Source organism: Duganella fentianensis, from assembly GCF_009857835.1.
In the GTDB taxonomy this organism is placed as follows: Bacteria; Pseudomonadota; Gammaproteobacteria; order Burkholderiales; family Burkholderiaceae_D; genus Rugamonas; species Rugamonas fentianensis.
Map to the genome: position 1 here is coordinate 715,985 of NZ_WWCL01000001.1, position 15,767 is coordinate 731,751.

13 protein-coding genes are annotated in these 15,767 nt (G+C 63.9%); 4 read left to right on the plus strand and 9 right to left on the minus strand.

Features of this window, described 5'->3' with window-relative positions; genetic code table 11:
* Positions 1-18: 18 nt before the first annotated feature.
* The 6 genes from GTP23_RS03125 to GTP23_RS03150 form a co-directional block, all read right to left on the minus strand.
* Positions 19-3,165, minus strand: a complete 3,147-nt coding sequence (locus GTP23_RS03125; RefSeq protein ID WP_161033815.1) for an efflux RND transporter permease subunit — start codon at positions 3,163-3,165, stop codon at positions 19-21.
* 9 nt (positions 3,166-3,174) lie between these two features.
* The gene (locus tag GTP23_RS03130; protein WP_161033816.1) at positions 3,175-4,359 is read right to left on the minus strand and encodes an efflux RND transporter periplasmic adaptor subunit; all 1,185 of its coding nucleotides are present in this window, start codon (positions 4,357-4,359) and stop codon (positions 3,175-3,177) included.
* A gap of 12 nt (positions 4,360-4,371) precedes the next feature.
* Positions 4,372-5,913, minus strand: a complete 1,542-nt coding sequence (locus GTP23_RS03135; RefSeq protein ID WP_161033817.1) for a TolC family protein — start codon at positions 5,911-5,913, stop codon at positions 4,372-4,374.
* 2 nt (positions 5,914-5,915) lie between these two features.
* Positions 5,916-6,599 carry a CerR family C-terminal domain-containing protein gene (locus GTP23_RS03140; protein WP_161033818.1) on the minus strand — a complete coding sequence of 228 codons (684 nt, stop codon included), beginning with the start codon at positions 6,597-6,599 and terminating at the stop codon, positions 5,916-5,918.
* Between the two features lie 331 nt (positions 6,600-6,930).
* Positions 6,931-7,668 (minus strand): 2OG-Fe dioxygenase family protein, encoded by a 738-nt coding sequence (locus tag GTP23_RS03145; protein ID WP_161033819.1) that lies wholly within the window; start codon positions 7,666-7,668, stop codon positions 6,931-6,933.
* A gap of 8 nt (positions 7,669-7,676) precedes the next feature.
* The gene (locus tag GTP23_RS03150; RefSeq protein ID WP_161033820.1) at positions 7,677-8,129 is read right to left on the minus strand and encodes a MarR family winged helix-turn-helix transcriptional regulator; all 453 of its coding nucleotides are present in this window, start codon (positions 8,127-8,129) and stop codon (positions 7,677-7,679) included.
* Positions 8,130-8,278: 149 nt separating this feature from the next.
* On the opposite strand from GTP23_RS03150, the gene GTP23_RS03155 reads away from it, so the two are divergent.
* Together GTP23_RS03155 and GTP23_RS03160 are read left to right on the plus strand one after the other, a co-directional pair.
* Complete coding sequence (locus tag GTP23_RS03155) at positions 8,279-9,394, plus strand: HD domain-containing phosphohydrolase (RefSeq protein WP_161033821.1); 1,116 nt, start codon at positions 8,279-8,281, stop codon at positions 9,392-9,394.
* 12 nt (positions 9,395-9,406) lie between these two features.
* Positions 9,407-11,323, plus strand: coding sequence for a CHASE domain-containing protein (locus GTP23_RS03160; protein WP_161033822.1), 1,917 nt, complete (start codon positions 9,407-9,409; stop codon positions 11,321-11,323).
* On the opposite strand, the gene GTP23_RS03165 is transcribed toward GTP23_RS03160, so the two are convergent.
* Together GTP23_RS03165 and GTP23_RS03170 are read right to left on the minus strand one after the other, a co-directional pair.
* Positions 11,314-12,129, minus strand: coding sequence for a sugar phosphate isomerase/epimerase family protein (locus GTP23_RS03165; RefSeq protein WP_161033823.1), 816 nt, complete (start codon positions 12,127-12,129; stop codon positions 11,314-11,316). The genes GTP23_RS03160 and GTP23_RS03165 overlap by 10 nt on opposite strands.
* Entirely contained in the window at positions 12,129-12,968 is an 840-nt protein-coding gene (locus tag GTP23_RS03170; RefSeq protein ID WP_161033824.1) for a phytanoyl-CoA dioxygenase family protein, read from the minus strand. Before GTP23_RS03170 ends, GTP23_RS03165 begins: the two co-directional genes overlap by 1 nt.
* Positions 12,969-13,085: 117 nt before the next feature.
* On the opposite strand from GTP23_RS03170, the gene GTP23_RS03175 reads away from it, so the two are divergent.
* Positions 13,086-14,036, plus strand: coding sequence for a LysR family transcriptional regulator (locus GTP23_RS03175; RefSeq protein ID WP_229255903.1), 951 nt, complete (start codon positions 13,086-13,088; stop codon positions 14,034-14,036).
* Here GTP23_RS03175 and GTP23_RS03180 read toward each other — a convergent pair.
* Positions 14,033-15,130, minus strand: a complete 1,098-nt coding sequence (locus GTP23_RS03180) for a M29 family metallopeptidase (protein WP_161033825.1) — start codon at positions 15,128-15,130, stop codon at positions 14,033-14,035. The genes GTP23_RS03175 and GTP23_RS03180 overlap by 4 nt on opposite strands.
* Positions 15,131-15,297: 167 nt before the next feature.
* On the opposite strand from GTP23_RS03180, the gene GTP23_RS03185 reads away from it, so the two are divergent.
* Positions 15,298-15,750 (plus strand): hypothetical protein, encoded by a 453-nt coding sequence (locus GTP23_RS03185; RefSeq protein WP_161033826.1) that lies wholly within the window; start codon positions 15,298-15,300, stop codon positions 15,748-15,750.
* Positions 15,751-15,767 lie beyond the last annotated feature (17 nt).

Consider the following 15,767-nt stretch of genomic DNA (forward strand, 5'->3'; position numbering starts at 1 on the left):
GGTTGTGCGATATTCGGTCTAGTGGCCACCTCCGGCAACCTGACGCAGCGGCGTGACGCTACGGCCATCCTGATCATCGTCATGCCGGGTCGGGCGGCGGCGCAGTTTTGCCATCAGCCGTTTCAGCAGGTGCTCCAGATCATCGATGTAGGTGAACACGGCCGGTACTACCAGCAGGCTAAGCAGGGTCGAGGTAATCAGCCCGCCGATCACCGTGATCGCCATCGGCGAACGGAAACTCGGGTCGGCACCCAGACCCAGCGCCAGCGGCATCATGCCCGCGCCCATGGCGATGGTGGTCATCAGGATAGGACGGCTACGCTTGTGGCAGGCGTCTACCAGTGCTTCGAAGCGGCTCATGCCTTCCTGACGCGCCAGAATAGCATAATCAACTAACAAGATAGAGTTTTTCGTAACGATCCCCATCAGCATGATCAGGCCTATCATGGATGGCATGGACAGGGCGCGGCCCGTAATCAGCAGGGCCACGAAGGCGCCACCGATGGAGAGCGGCAGGGCGGCCAGAATCGTCACCGGCTGCATGAAGTCCTTGAACAGCAGTACCAGCACGCAGTAGATGCACAGCACGCCGATCAGCATGGCGATGCCGAAGCTGGCAAACAGCGCGGCCATTTCCTGGGTGTCGCCCAGTTCGGCAATTTTCACGGAAGGCGGCAGGTTTTTCAGGGTGGGCAGGGCGCGCGCTTCTTCGTTGACTTCGCCCAGCGACCGTTTGCCCAGTTCCACTTCCAGCATCACGTTGCGGCTGCGGTTCAGACGGTTGATCTGGGCCGGACCGCTTTCTACTGCGATGCTGGCCACGGTAGCCAGCAGCACAGGGCCGTTCTTGCCCGGCACGGTCAGGCGGCCGATGGCGTCGAGGTCGGCGCGCACGGCGTCCGGCAGTTTGACGCGGATAGGCACCTGACGTTCTGGCAGATTCATTTTGGTCAGGTCGGTGTCATAGTCGCCGGCCGTGGCCACGCGCACAGTCTGGCCTATGGCCGCTGCCGTCACGCCCAGATCGGCCGCTTTGGCGAAGTCCGGCGTGACGATGATTTCCGGCCGCACCAGCGAAGCGCTGGAGCGCACATTGCCCACGCCTTTCAGGGTACGCAGCTCGCGCTCGGCCTTCTGCGCCGATTCGGCCAGCGCCACCGGGTCCTCACTGCGCAGCACCAGCTGCATCTTCACCCCGTTATCGGGCGGGCCCACCTTGAAGCGGGCGCCGGGTATGGCGTTGAGCTTGTCGCGGATTTCGCCTTCCAGATCGGCCATGGAAGCTTTGCGTTCGTTGCGGTGCACGGTGGTCAGGGTCAGCACGGCGCTGCGCGCTTCGGCGGCTGCACCGGGAGCGAAAGCGTCGCCGCTGGAGCCGCCGCCGATGGAGCTGAACACCGACTTGATGCCTTTGACTTCCATCGCCGCAGCGCGGGCGCGCTCGGCCACCACACTGGTTTCGGCCAGAGTGGAGCCGGGTGGCAGTTCCAGATTGATCTGGGTCTGCGAACGGTCGGCGGCCGGCACGAAGCCGGTCGGCAGCAGGCCCACCAGCATGATGGAGCCGACGAAGAAGGCCATCGAAGCGCTGGCCGTGACCAGACGGTGCTGCAGGCACCAGCGCATCACTTTCATGTAGCGCGTCATCAGCCAGCCATCGGCTTGCTGTGCATGGGTGGCAGGCTTGAGCAGATAGGCGGCCATCATGGGCGTGAGCAGACGGGCGACGACCAGCGAAGCCAGCACGGCTACCACGGCGGTCCAGCCGAACTGCTTGAAGAACAGGCCGGGAATGCCGCCCATGAAGGCGGTCGGCAGGAACACGGCCACCAGCGCAAAGGTGGTGGCGATCACCGCCATGCCGATTTCGTCGGCCGCTTCCATTGCCGCTTCCATCGGGGTTTTACCCATGCGCAGATGGCGCTCGATGTTTTCGATTTCGACGATGGCATCGTCCACCAGCACGCCCACCACCAGTGCCAGCGATAGCAGGGTCACGGTATTCAGGGTGTAGCCGAACAGGTAGATGCCGAGGAAGGCCGGCAGCACGGACAGCGGCAGGGCGGCTGCTGCCACCAGCGTGGCGCGCCAGTCGCGCAGGAACCACCACACCACCAGCACAGCGAGGATGGCGCCCTCGTACAGCAGTTCCATCGAACCGCCAAAGTTTTCTTCGACCGGGAAGGCGTTGTCGATCACCTGCTTGAGTTCCACGCGCGGATTGGCCTGCGCCAGTTCCGCTATGGCGGCACGCGCGCCTTTGGCTACGGCCAGTTCGCTGGCGCCCTTGGTGCGGAACACTTCGAAACCGATCACGGGTACGCCGTCCTGCAGCGCTACTGCGCGCGGTTCGGACACGGTATCGGTCACGCTGGCCACCTGATCGAGGCGCACGCGGCGGCCATCGGCCAGCGGCAGTTCCATCGCGCTCAGTTCGGCCGCGCTCTTGACGGTGGCGATGGTACGCACTGCCTGTTCGGCGCCGCTGACATCACCACGGCCACCGGGGGCTTCCTTCTGCACCAGCCGCAGCTGGCGTGATACGTCGATGGCGGAGACGCGCAGCGCCGCCATGCGGGTGTCATCGAGTTCGACGCGGATTTCGCGCTTGACGCCGCCCACCCGTTTGACGGCACCCACACCCGGTACGGCCAGCAGACGCTTGGACACTGCGTTGTCGACGAACCAGCTGAGTTCCTGCGTGTCGAGCTTTTCGCCCGGGGCTTTGGCGGCGGATGCCGTAAAGGTCAGCACTACGCGGCCGGCCGTCGAGGCTTTGGTGACGGTGGGGTCGCGCAGTTCGGCCGGCAAATCGGCTTTCACCCGTGCTACCGCATCGCGCACGTCGTTGACGGCATCGGCGATCTGCTTTTCGAGGATGAATTCCACCGTGGTGGTGGCGACGCCATCGAGCACCGTGGTGTAGATGTTTTTCACCCCTTGCAGGGTGGCGACCGAATCTTCGATCTTGCGTGCCACTTCGGTTTCCAGCTGGGCCGGCGCACTGCCGTCCAGTGTGGCGGTGATGACCACGATGGGGAGTTCGATATCAGGGAAATCCTGTACCGGATTGGCTTTGTAAGCCATCATGCCGGCCAGCGATAGCAATGCAAACAGCATGATCGCCGGTATCGGGTTCTTGATGGAGAGAGCAGAGAAGTTCATCGGCGTTCCTTATTTGGCGGCCACTTTGGTTGCTTCTTTGGATGCGACTTTGGCGGCAGCGGCGGTGTCGGCGACGTTGTGTACCAGATCACCATCGTTGAGGAAGCCGGCGCCGCGCACCACTACCTGCGTGTCGCTATTCAGGCCACTCAGCACTTCGATGCGCTCGCCCAGACGGCGGCCCGGCTGCACGCGGATCTGGCTGACGTGGTTATCCGCATTCAGGCGGAATACGAAGCTGAAGCCATCGCGTACCACGATGGCCTGTTGCGGCACAGTGATGGCGTCGGAGGTGCCCAGATCGAACTGGCCGCTGGCGAACATGCCGGCCTTGAATGGCGCATCCTTGCCGCTGGCCGCGCTGGCGGGCAGGTCGACGTAGACCAGCGCCGAGCGGGTCTGCGCATCCACGGTGGGGGCGATCATGCGGATCTTGCCGCTGGCGACACTGCCGTTAGCGGCTTTGACGCTGGCCGTGGTGCCCGGCTTGAGCTGGCGCAGATCGGCAGCCACCACTTCGGCACGCCATTCGAGGCGGCTTTGCAGAATCATGCGGAACAGTTCCGTGCCGGTGCCGGACACGGCACCCACGGTGGCGCTGCGTGCCGTAATCACGCCGCTATCGGGCGCCACCACCCTGGTGTATTTCATGCGCAGCTGCTGGCTGGACAGTGCCGCCTTGGCGGAAGCGATGCGCGCATTGGCGCTCTGTTCGGCCGTGGTGTACTGGCTGATCTGCTGGGCGCTCAGGGCGCCGGTGTTCTGCAGGCTGCGCGCACGGGCGGCATTGGCCACGGCTTCGGCAGCATTGGCTTCGGCTTCCTGCAGGGCTGCCCTGGCCTGGGCTAGATCGGCTTCTACCGTTTCAGCGGCAAACACGGCCAGCACATCGCCAGCTTTGACTACATCGCCCACGTTGACGCGCACTTCGGCCAGCCGCAGGCCATTCGACTGGCTGCTGACGCTGGCTTCCTGCCATGCGGCCACATTGCCGTTGGCGGCCAGTTTGATGGGCAGGCGCGCGGCTTCGGGCCTGGCGGTGGTGACGGTCAGGGCTGGCTTGGCAGTAGCCGGTTTGGCATCGCTGGCTGCGTGCGAGGCAGGCGAAAACAGGGTCATGCCGATCACGCCGGCAGTGAAGATCGCCAGCAGGGCAAGGGCGACAGGCTTGTAGGAGGTTTTCAGAGTTTTCATGGCGTGCAGGGATTATTGGGGGCTGGCGAGGGCGGGAGTGCCGTTGCGGTTGGCGCTATCGGTGCCAGCCGCAGGGCTGGTGCCGGTGGTCGGTTCAGTGCTGGCGGTGGACCAGCCGCCGCCGGCGGCGCGGTACAGCGCCACCCAGGCAGCGCTGCGCTCGCGCTGCAGATTGATCACGCTTTGCTCCGCCGCCAGGCGGGTGCGGCGTGCGTCTTCCAGTTCGAACAGGCTGGCCAGCCCGCTCTGGTAGCGCTGTTCGACAGCGCTGAAATTGACGCGATAGCCTTGCAGTGCGGTCTGGGCATCGCTGCTGCGCGCGGCGCTGGCATCGAGGTTGACCAGTGCCTGTTCCACTTCGCTGACCGCCTGACGCACGGTGGCGCGGTAGCTGCTGACGGCACTGTCGTAGCGGGCCCGCGTGGCTTCCACATTGGCGCTGCGCTTGCCGCTATCGAAGATGGGCAGGGTCATGGACAGCGGGCCGATAGTCCAGGTATCGGTTTTGGTGTTGTCGCCGCCGGCACGGAAATTTGCCACGCCGACCGAGCCAGACAGGGTCAGGCGCGGATAGCGCGCGGCCTGCGCCGTGCCGACGTCCGCACTGGCGGCGCTGACGGCACGTTCGGCGCTGAAGACGTCGGGGCGCTGGCTCAGGGTGCTGGCTGGTAGTTCGGCAATCGCGATGGCTGGGGCGCTGGCTGCTGCGCCAGCGTCAGTACCTGCAGTGGCACCGGCGCCAGCACCAGCGGCACCGGTTGCTGCAAGGTTGCCCGTGCTGCCGGCGCTCGCCAGCTGGCGGCGCAGTTCCGGTTCGGTGATCGCCGTCAGCGCGGCCAGTACTTTGACATCGACATCGCAGGCCGCGCGCTGGGCGATGGCGCGGCTATTGCCATCGGCTGCGCTGGCGCGTGCCAGTGCCAGACTTGCGGGCGACTGGAAGCCTGCCTGCGCACTGAGTTCCGTCAGGCGTGCTGTATCGGCGCGCGAAGCGGCATCCTGTCTGGTCACGGCCAGCAGCTGTTCGCAGGCGCGCAGGCCGTAATACTGGTTGGCCACTTCGGCGGCCACCGAGACCCGCGCATCATGCCAGCCGGCGCGGGCGCTGTCGTAGCGCTCCTGCGCGGCATCGCGCGCTGCACGGTTGGCGCCGAACAGGTCGATCTCCCAGCTGGCCTGCAGGGCAGCCTGCGACACGGTGCCCATAGGTAGCGTGGATTGCTGGTTGGCGCGGCTGATGCTGGTAGCCGCATCGAGCGAGGGCGCCAGCGCGGCGCCGGCAGCCACACGTTCGGCGCGCGACTGGGCAATGCGGCTGGCCGCTGCCGCCACATTCGGGCTGGCTGCCTGCGCTGCATCGATCAGCTGCACCAGCAGGGCATCGTTCTGGGCACGCCACCAGTTGGCCAGTTCGGTCTGATTACCGTGATGGGGCAGGGGCGCCTGCCACTGTGGCGGCACCTGCGCCGTCACATGGGGCGCAGGCACTGAGGTGGCGCAGGCGCTCAGCGCTGCCACGGCAGCCAGGGCCCCCGTGCGTTGAAGTAGCTTCATGCTTATCCTTGTTGAAGTTTGTTTTTCTCGGCCTGCACCAGTGCCTCGGCGTAGCCGCCCAGATACTGCAGCCATTCGGCCACGGCTTGCGGCGTGGCCAGCAGGTGAGGGGTGATGGTATGAATGATGTCGCGCCCGACCAGCATCTGTATGGCCATGCCGACCAGCGCATAGGCCAGCCGGTGCACGCGATCGTCCGGCTGCGCCAGGCCCAGATGGCGGCTCAGCACTCCCACCAGCGCCAGATGTTCCGGTTTGATGTTGTTGTGGATTTCACGCTCCCACAGCCCGGTCGGTTCCAGCATTTCGCGGTAGAACAGGCGCACCAGCTGCTGGGCATCTTCGCCCGCCAGCAAGGGCGCCAGCAGCTGGCGGTAATAACCGTCGAGCGACTGGCGCAGCGTGTAGTGCGGCTGGTCGAACTGGGCGATGTTGTCGGGCGCCGGTTCGCACATGGTGGCAAAGCAGGCCTGATACAGGCCGGCCTTGTCGCCGAAGTAGTAGCTGATGGCGGCCACGTTGGCGCCGGCCGCCCGGGCGATCTCGCGCGTCGAAGTACGGCTGTAGCCATGGTTGCCGAACAGGCGCGTGGCCGCCTGCAGCAGGCGGATGCGCGATTGCTCGCCATCGGAGCGGGGTTTGCGGCTGTCGTCGTGGACTGGAAGTGAGGATGATTTTGCGTTCATGGCGCCATTACATCACATAATTTAAACGATTGATATAACTAAATCAGTTGTTTAAATTAAGGCGCGCAAGCCGCCATGGGAACGAAGCCGTCCCCCTGCCTGAATCTGCAACTGATGCAGTGCAGTCGTATGGCTGAGGAAAATATTGTAGGGAGAATAAAAAAATGCCCGCGACCAGATGGGCGGGCATAGTTCCAATGTCAGGCGACATTCGGAGGAGACAGTTCTACTATAGTCCCGTTTATGTTGCGGTGCAATACCGTAGAACTACGCTGTCGTTCTCGCCAGATTGGCAAAAAATTAAATCCTCTGCTGCGCTGCGGTCCTGATTTCAGGGCTGGCCCTGGAAGCCGTTGCTGCGCCAGGTCAGCACCAGTGTGTCGCGGTGGCCGTAGTGCTGCAGCGGCTGGATGGGGGTCGATTCGTGGATTACGGCGGCATCGTCGAGCAGCAGCAGGGTCCATGGCTCGGTCAGGGTGAAGCGTTTGCCGTTGGGGCCGTCCGCTTCGAACAGGCGCGATTCGCCGCCCTTGATATCCTTGCGTCCGATCAGGATTACGGCGACGAAATCGACGCCGTCGCGGTGCGCCCCTTCCGGCGTGGGCCGGCCTATGCCGTCCGTCGTGTCGATGCGGAACTGGTGCGCTTCGACGTACCATGGCGTGCTGCTGCGGCGCGCGGCGCTGCACAGCTGCCCCAGTCCCTGTAGCAGGGCCGGCCAGGCGGGCAGGGCCACGGTCTCGGCCAGCATGGGTTCGAACAGACGGTTCATGCCGCCATGCAGGGCGTTGTATTCGAGCGGCTGCCAGTGGGCGCGGTGGGCCGTCTGCTGCAGTTCGCGGCCATGCAGGATGAAGCAGGAATGGCGGCGGCGCCGGTAGCGTCCGCCGTCTTTCATGTACAGATCGGGCTCCAGTCCTTCCCAGCTGGGAATCAGCTGGTTCAGCGTGGCCAGCGGCACGCCGGCTAGAGCGGCCACATCCTGCGGCGGCAGAATGGCATAGCCATCCTTGCGCAGGGCTTCGGCCATTTGCGAGGGGTGGGTGTAGAACGGTGCGGGACTGGTCATGGTGTGATCTAGCTGGCGGACATCAGGCTGGCGCGCAGGGCGTCCAGCTGGGTTTTCATACCGACCACCTGATCCACGCTGCAGTGCGTGGCCTGCAGAATGGAAGGCGGCAGTTTGGCGGCTTCATGGCGCAGCGCGTCGCCTTGCGGCGTCAGGCTGATGATGACCTGGCGCTCGTCGCTGGCAGCGCGCGCGCGCGTGAGCAGGCCGGCCTGCTCCATGCGTTTGAGCAGCGGCGTCAGGGTGGCGGAATCAAGAAACAGGCGTTCGCCCACTTCCGATACGGTCAGATCATTGCGTTCCCACAGCACCATCATGACCAGATATTGCGAGTAGGTCAGGCCTAGCCCGCGCAGCAGCTTGCGGTACAGCTTGCTCATCGCGAGCGAGGTGGAGTACAGCGCGAAGCACAACTGCTGGTCCAGTTGCGGTACGGCAGATAGTGGAGCTTGAGTAGTCATGCATCCAGTATAGGTAGTGCGCGATACAATTGCAAGCAAAGCGGCGCTGCCGGCGTTGCCGGGGCACCAAATTAAGCGGAGAAAAATGTCTGGCAGGCACTATGGTCGGTTAATATAACGGTAGGGATTAACCTTGGGAGTAGCAGCGGATGAACACCAGGAAGGCCATCGTACTGATTGCCGATGCAGCGGCGGACAACCTGATCTCGATTAACGGGATGCTACAGGAGCACTATGAAGTGCTGCTGGCGAACCAGGGCGCCGGCGTGCTGCAGCTGATGCAGCAGGTGCCGCGGCCGGATCTGGTGCTGCTCGATACGGCGCTGCCCGATATGGATGGCTACAACGTCTGCCAGCAGCTCAAGTCCAGTCCCGATACGGCAGAAATCCCCGTGATCTTCCTGCAGCAGGAAGCCGACGAAGCGCGCGCCCTGCTCGAGGGCGGCGTGGATGTGCTGCACAAGCCCGTGCTGGCCGATCTGCTGCGCGCCCGCGTGGCGGCCCACCTCGAACTGCGCCACTCGCGCGAGCTGCTCAAGCAGCAGCGCAACCTGCTCGAACATGTGGTGGAAGAGCTGACGGTGGAACTGAGCCAGATGCTCGATGCGATGATCTGGGCGCTGGCTTCGCTGGCCGAAACGCGCGAATACGAAACCGCCAACCACCTGCGCCGCGTGCAGCACTATGTGGCAGCGCTGGGGCGCCAGCTGTGCAGCCATCCGCGCTTTGCCGACGAGCTGAGTGCAGCGAATATCAAGGCGCTGTTCAAGGCCGCGCCGCTGCACGACATCGGCAAGGTATCGATACCGGACGCCATCCTGCTCAAGCCGGACCGCCTGACGGAAGCCGAATTCGCCGTCATCAAACAGCATACGGTGTATGGCCGCGATGCCATCGTGGCGGTGGAGCAGCAGCTTGGTTACTCCAACACCTTCCTGCGCTTTGCCCGCGAAATCACCTACTCGCACCAGGAAAAATATGATGGCAGCGGTTATCCGCAAGGGCTGGTGGGCGATGCCATCCCCATCTCGGCGCGCCTGATGGCGGTGGCTGATGTGTACGATGCGCTGATTTCCAAGCGTGTCTACAAGCCGGCCTTCAGCCACGAGACGGCGATGGAAATGATACGCCAGGGGAGCGGCGAACATTTCGATCCCGATGTGGTCGATGCCATGCTGACCATAGAAGAGGAATTCATGGAGATCGCCGCGCGCTACCGCGACGAGGCCGATACTCCCGCCAGTGCGCCCGCTGCGCTGGAATAGGCGCTAGCACCCATGCTTAAATCGCGCGGCTATCTGGCATTTATCGTGGGCTTATGTCTGACCTTGGCGACCTGCCAGATCGTGCTGACGGCGCAGCGTCACCAGATCCGCAGCAACTTCGAGCGCGATGCGGAAAAAGTGGTGCGCGATACGGAGACCCGGCTGCAGACCTATTTCGATGTGCTGCTGGCCATCAAGGGCGTGTATGCGCTCGACGACGGCATGGACCGCCAGCGCTTCCAGCGCTATGTGAACCAGCTCCAGCTGGACCAGCGCTACCCCGGTTTTCAGGCCATACAGTTCGTGCGGCGCGTGCCCGAGCAGCGCCTGCAGGAATTCAGCAGCAGCGTACGCAAGGATGGCTATCCGGCCTTCAGTGTGCATCCGGTCAGCAGCCAGCAGCTGCATTATGTGATCGAATATACCGAGCCGCTAAAGGGCAACGAGGCCGCCTTCGGGCTGGATCTGGCGGCGCTGCCACCCCATCTGCGTGCGCTGCAACTGGGGCGCGATAGCGGCCAGATCGTCGCCACCGAGCGCATCACGCTGGTACAGGATAGTAGCGGCGAGCCCGGCTTTGTGGCCCGTGCGCCAGTGTATCTCAATGGCGTGCAACTGCAGACGGCAGCCCAGCGCGAAGCAGCGCTGGTGGGCTTTGTGGCCATCGTCTTCAAGGTCAATACGCTGATGCGCGAAGTGATCGATCCGGCCATGCTGGAGCACCTGCATGTGCGCATACAGGACCGCGGCTACCGGCAGGATGCCACGCCGCTGGCGCCCAGTGCGCAAACGCTGATGTACGACAGCCGGGCCGGCAGCGCAGCAGTAACAGCAGCAGCGCCCGCTGCGCTGGAAGATCTGGCCGTGCAGATGCCCATGGTGGTGGGCATGCGCCAGTGGCAGGTGGAGGTGCAGGGCCATGCCGGCAGCCGCTATACGCGCGCACCATGGCCGGTAATCCTGATCGGCATTGCCGGCGTAATCATCAGCGCGCTGATTGCAGCCCTGCTGGTATCGACCCGGCGCATGACGGTGGCGCGTCACGGGCTGGAATACAGTCTGGCCGAGCTGGAGCGGCAGAAGCACAAGGTGGAGCAGGCGCGCGCCGATCTGGCTGCGCTGACGGAGACCCTGAAGCAGGCCCAGACCAATCTGCTGACGTCAGAGAAGATGGCTTCGCTGGGCGCGCTGGTGGCCGGCGTGGCGCACGAACTGAATACGCCTATCGGCAACAGCCTGCTGACGGCCAGCGCCCTGAGCGACATGGTGCGCGAACTGGAACACAAGCTGGCCAACGACGGCGGCCTGAAACGCTCGGCACTGGAAGCCCATATGCAGGATGCGCGCAAAGCCTGCGACATCATGAATAGTTCGCTGACCCGCGCCGCCGACCTGATTACCTCGTTCAAGCAGGTGGCGGTGGATCAGGCCAGCGGCCAGCGCCGCCGCTTCAAGCTCGATGATGTGGTGCATGACACGCTGGCCACTTACGCCGCCCAGCTGCGCCGCAGCGCCTGCCATGTCACGGTGGATCTGCCGGCCGGGGTGGAGTTCGATTCCTATCCGGGCAGTCTGAGCCAGGTGCTCAGCAATCTGATCGGCAATTCGCTGCTGCACGGCTTCGATGGGCGCGACTGCGGCGGCATCCGCATCGAGGGCCGGCTCGATAGTCCCGATGCCGTCACGCTGCGCTTCAGCGATGACGGCGTCGGCATGTCGCCGGGCACGCTGCGCAAGATCTTCGATCCCTTCTTCACCACCAAACTGGGGCAGGGTGGTTCCGGCCTCGGCATGAACATCGTCTACAACATCGTCACCGGCGTCCTGCGCGGCACCATACAGGTGGAGTCGGTGGCCGGCCAGGGCACCACGGTGACACTGGTGCTGCCGCTGCAGCTGCCGCCGGAAGAACAGCCGCTTCAGGCATAGCGCTGGCGCAGCAGTGCCAGCATGGCGACATTCAGTTCCCACGCATTCGATACTTCTTTCTGCGTATAGGGCAGGGTCTGGGTGTAGGGGACGGGGCCGAACTCCGGCGTCAGCGTCATGCGGCTGGCACCGGCGGCGCGGCGCAGGCGGATGATTTCATCCCACCAGCCCAGATGTGCCTCTAGCGCAGCCTGCGCTTCCGGTGCGCGGAAGTCGGCCACTTGCGGGCCTTGTGCATGACCGACGCGGGCATGGATGTGGCGCACCTGCGGCAGGGTGGCGGCCAGCGTCTGCGGCTGGTCTTCCAGCAGCGATTCGCAGGCGCAGCACCAGTGCGACAGGTCGGCCGTCAGCTGCAGCTCCGGCAGTTGCTGCAGATAGGGCAGCAGCAGCATGGGGTGGCCGCTGAAGCGGCTGCGGTGGATTTCGTGCACGATGGGGATGCCATGCTGGCGCGAGATATCGGCCGCCAGCTGCAGCAGCTGCAGATTCTGCTCGCGCGTGTAGTAGTCCTTGCCCGTATGCGAATTGACGTGCAGCGGACGGGCTGCGCAGGCGTTGTGCAGCAGCTGTTCCAGTGCCGTGCGGTGCGCTGCGAAGTCGCTATGGAAGACGGTTTCCCATTGCGCTACGATCAGGCCCAGCCCCGCTGCGGCGATGCGCGTAGTCCATTCTTCGCGCTCTGCCACGTCCAGTGGCAGCGACATTTCGATGCCGTCGAAGCCGGCCTGTTTGACGCGCTCGATGAAGACGTCCGGCGCCAGTTCGTTATTGCCCCAGTGGGCGGCAAAGATCTCGATCTTCATCAGATAAAGCCTCGCACGGGGAAGCTGGCGTCGCGCTGTATCCAGTTGTGTGGCGAATAGGCAGTGGCGCCGTCCGTTACGTGCAGGGTGTAGGCGTGGCGCGAGATGGGCGAGCGGTTGGGCGCGCTGTAGTGCGGCAGCAGGCCGTGGAAGCACACCAGACTGCCGGCCTTGCATTCGAGCGGCACGGCGGTGCTGTTGTCAGGCCAGGGCTGGGTGCTCAGGGTTTCCATGCGCAGCTCGTCGCCGTTGCGCAGGAAGCGCTCGCGCATCGGGCCTTTGTGGCCGCCCGGTTCGGCCCACAGGCAGCCGTTCTGCAGGGTGGCGTCTTCCAGCGCAAACCAGAAGGTGGTCACGCTGATGGGGTCTGTATCGAAGTAGGTGGCGTCCTGATGCCAGCGTACTTCGCCGCCTATGCCGGGCTGCTTGAAGATGTACATCGATTGCCATACCTGCGCTTCGGCCAGCCCCAGATCGCGCGCCAGTTCGGCCAGCCGCGCGTCGCTGGAGAAGCTGCGGAACACCGGATCGAGATCGTGCATGGCGTGGCCGATCTTGTTGATCGACAGGGCTTTGGGCTGTTTCAGCTGGCCGTCCGGGCCGAAAGCTTCTTCCTCGAAGAAGCAGCGGATGGTGTTGTCCGAGCCGAGGAAGTAGGCGTCGTTGGTCTTTTCCTGTTCGATGGTGCTGAAGATGCCGGAACGCTGGCTGGGATCGAAGGCATCGACGATCTGTTCGGCGCGCGCGCGCAGGGCGGCGATCTGCCCGGCCGATTTGAAGTCCGGCAGGACGATGTAGCCGTCGCGTTGGTATTGTTGTTTCTGGATGTCAGTCAGCATGGTGTTTTCCGTTTTTGAGGGCGAATACAGTGCAATTTGGCAGTTTAGGGCGACAAGCAGACGCCTACAATGGGGCGATGGTTGACACATTGTCGCCAGAATCGAGACAATGGCGGCATGGATCAGTTACGGGCGATGGAAATCTTTGTCGAGGTGGCACGCTGGCGCAGCTTCAGCGAGGCCGGCCGCCGGCTGGGCCTGACGCGGGCCATGGTCAGTAAGCACATACTTCAGCTGGAAGAGCGTTTGCAGGCCCGGCTGCTGCACCGTTCCACACGCGAGGTCAGCCTGACCGATGCGGGGCTGGCCTATCTGGCGCCGTGCCAGGCCACGCTGGCGCAGGCGCTGGAAGCCACCCGTACCCTGCATCAGGTCAGTCAGGCGACGGCGGGGGCGGGACTGACGGGGCCGCTGCGCATCCAGGCACCGTCGAGCTTCGGCAGCGAGTGGCTGGCCGACGCCGTGGCGCGTTTCGCTGCACTGCATCCGCAGCTGACACCGATGTTGTACGTGGACGACGCTCTGCTCGACCCGATTGCGCACGGATTTGATCTGACTATCCGTGTCGGCGGAATTCCGGATGTGCACGCGCTGGCCATGCGTCCGCTGGCACCGTGTCGCGGCATGCTGTGTGCCTCGCCCGATTATCTGCAACGCTACGGCGTACCGCGCCACCCGCAGGAATTGCAGCAGCACCGCTGCCTGCATTTCAGCCATCTGACGGATGGCACGCTGTGGCAGTTTGTACGGGGCGAGCAGCGCGAGTCGGTGCGCGTAGCGGCCAGCTTTACGGCAAATAATGGCGTGGTGCTGCAGCAGGCGGCCCAGCGCGGGCTGGGCATCGTCTACAACACCACTTTTCTGGCATGGCGTGCGCTACTGGCCGGCACGCTGGTGCCGGTGCTGCAGGACTGGGCGCTGCCGCTCAACCATCTGAGCGCGCTGTATCCGGCCAGCCGCCAGCCGTCCGCCAAGGTGCGTGCCCTGATCGATTTTCTGCTGGCCGAGTACCAGCCCGTGCCGCCGTGGGACCGAGAGCTGATGGCAGCGGGACTGCTGGCCTCTTAGGCGGCCGGGCTGGCCTGCCCGGGGCTGACCTGCCAGGCGCCGTCGCGGTACACGCATTCCTCGCCCAGATATACGCCTTCGGTGATGGCGAAGACGTCGATGTGGTAGCGCGTATCGGCACGGCGGAACTGCGGCTTGGCGTACTGGCCATGCTTGGCGCCCAGCGACAGGTGGATGCCGCACATGCGCTCGTAGGTGCCGATGTCGGCCACCATGCGTTCGCGCGAGAAGGCGCGGTTCATGCCGAAGCCCAGTTCGCGCAGCCAGACTTCGCCTTCATGGGCGCGTATCAGTTCCAGTACGGTGTCGAATTCCGGCGTACTGTTTTCAGTGCCGCTGACGCGGCCTTTTTCCACGATCAGGGTAATCGGTGTGGCCGGATGGTTGACGCGGAAGCTGGTATCGCCGAACACGTAGATGCGCACGCGGCCATTCACGGCTTCCAGATCCTGCGCTTCCGTGAACACTTCGCCCAGCGGATACTGGCCGCCGACGTTCTGCATGGCGCTGTAGTCGCCGATATTCAGCTTGGCCGTTTCGAACGGCGAACCGAATACCAGCTTCTCGCCCGCGCCGCTATCGACCACGCCATACGGCGCCTGATCGATGCGCGCCTTGAGCGCGTGGCCCACGCCGCGGTAATAGGCCGGGTCGTAGGCCAGCGCGTCGATGTAGAGCAGGCCCTGCGCCGTATCGGGCATGCGCGCCAGATGCACGTGCTCGATCACTTTCAGGCCGCGCTTGAACAGCTCGATGCGGACGCGGAAGGCTTCCAGCCGGAAGCTGGTGGACTGGATCAGCACCACCAGATCGCCGGCCTGATAACGGTCGAACGCGGCCAGCACCTGCTCCGGCGTAACGCTGTCGAAGTCAATAAATTCGGCTTGCGGCAGGCTGCGGCGGTAGCCTTCGGTCAGCGCGCGGTTCAGATCGGTGCGCTGGTCATGCACGATCAGGGCGGCCTGCTGCTCGGTCAGGCCGATGGCGATGCGCACCGTGTTGCCGATATTGATGGCTGCCGTATCCACTGCAGATTCCGGAATCACGCCGTAAGGGCTGGCAGGAGTGGTGCTGGCAGGGGTAGGGGAGTTCATGGTGGCAAGGGCAGCAAAGCAGTTAAATGGGGACAGCCGGCATTATACGGCTTGCGCCAGCTTGATTATCCGCAACGCCACGTTCCTACGCTTTCTCCTTGTCTTGTGCAAAATCGCAGGATAGAATCGAAATATAGCCTAGCAGCAACATAACAACAGGAAGCGTGATGAGCGTATTAATGGGACAGGATTTGCCGTACGAGCGGCCGGATGCAACGGGCCGCGCGGCCCTGTTTGTGCCGACCCCGAACATCAAACCTGATGTGCTGGAAGCCGTGCGCAAGGGTGCGGCGATCGTCGGCTTTGGTAATCACGACCGCACGCTGACGATTTATTACGAGAGCAACCGTTTCAACGAAGCGCATCTGCAGAAGTGGGAACACAAGGCCCGCAAGGCCTTCGACCGGCTGGTCGACAATCTGCCTACCGTCTCGAAAATGACGGTCAAGGCTGATAATTTCGAGCAGGTGGGTTACATCAGCCACAAGGGCATACTGATACGCCGGATGGAAAAGCTGCGTAACTGGCTGGATCAGTCGGATGCCCTCGACGGCGCACCGGAAGCGGAAACCATTGCGTTTGCACCGCCCGCTGCACCGAAGAAAATCAACGCCGAATAAGCCAGCGGGGGCGGGAA

Bases quoted from the DNA above. Each gene is read 5' to 3' on its own strand.
- GTP23_RS03145 (WP_161033819.1), bottom strand. From the start codon at position 7,668: ATGACCAGTCCCGCACCGTTCTACACCCACCCCTCGCAAATGGCCGAA.
- GTP23_RS03175 (WP_229255903.1), top strand. From the start codon at position 13,086: ATGGATCAGTTACGGGCGATGGAAATCTTTGTCGAGGTGGCACGCTGG.
- GTP23_RS03150 (WP_161033820.1), bottom strand. From the start codon at position 8,129: ATGACTACTCAAGCTCCACTATCTGCCGTACCGCAACTGGACCAGCAG.
- GTP23_RS03165 (WP_161033823.1), bottom strand. From the start codon at position 12,129: ATGAAGATCGAGATCTTTGCCGCCCACTGGGGCAATAACGAACTGGCG.
- GTP23_RS03130 (WP_161033816.1), bottom strand. From the start codon at position 4,359: ATGAAAACTCTGAAAACCTCCTACAAGCCTGTCGCCCTTGCCCTGCTG.
- GTP23_RS03125 (WP_161033815.1), bottom strand. From the start codon at position 3,165: ATGAACTTCTCTGCTCTCTCCATCAAGAACCCGATACCGGCGATCATG.
- GTP23_RS03155 (WP_161033821.1), top strand. From the start codon at position 8,279: ATGAACACCAGGAAGGCCATCGTACTGATTGCCGATGCAGCGGCGGAC.
- GTP23_RS03135 (WP_161033817.1), bottom strand. From the start codon at position 5,913: ATGAAGCTACTTCAACGCACGGGGGCCCTGGCTGCCGTGGCAGCGCTG.
- GTP23_RS03185 (WP_161033826.1), top strand. From the start codon at position 15,298: ATGAGCGTATTAATGGGACAGGATTTGCCGTACGAGCGGCCGGATGCA.
- GTP23_RS03180 (WP_161033825.1), bottom strand. From the start codon at position 15,130: ATGAACTCCCCTACCCCTGCCAGCACCACTCCTGCCAGCCCTTACGGC.
- GTP23_RS03170 (WP_161033824.1), bottom strand. From the start codon at position 12,968: ATGCTGACTGACATCCAGAAACAACAATACCAACGCGACGGCTACATC.
- GTP23_RS03140 (WP_161033818.1), bottom strand. From the start codon at position 6,599: ATGAACGCAAAATCATCCTCACTTCCAGTCCACGACGACAGCCGCAAA.
- GTP23_RS03160 (WP_161033822.1), top strand. From the start codon at position 9,407: ATGCTTAAATCGCGCGGCTATCTGGCATTTATCGTGGGCTTATGTCTG.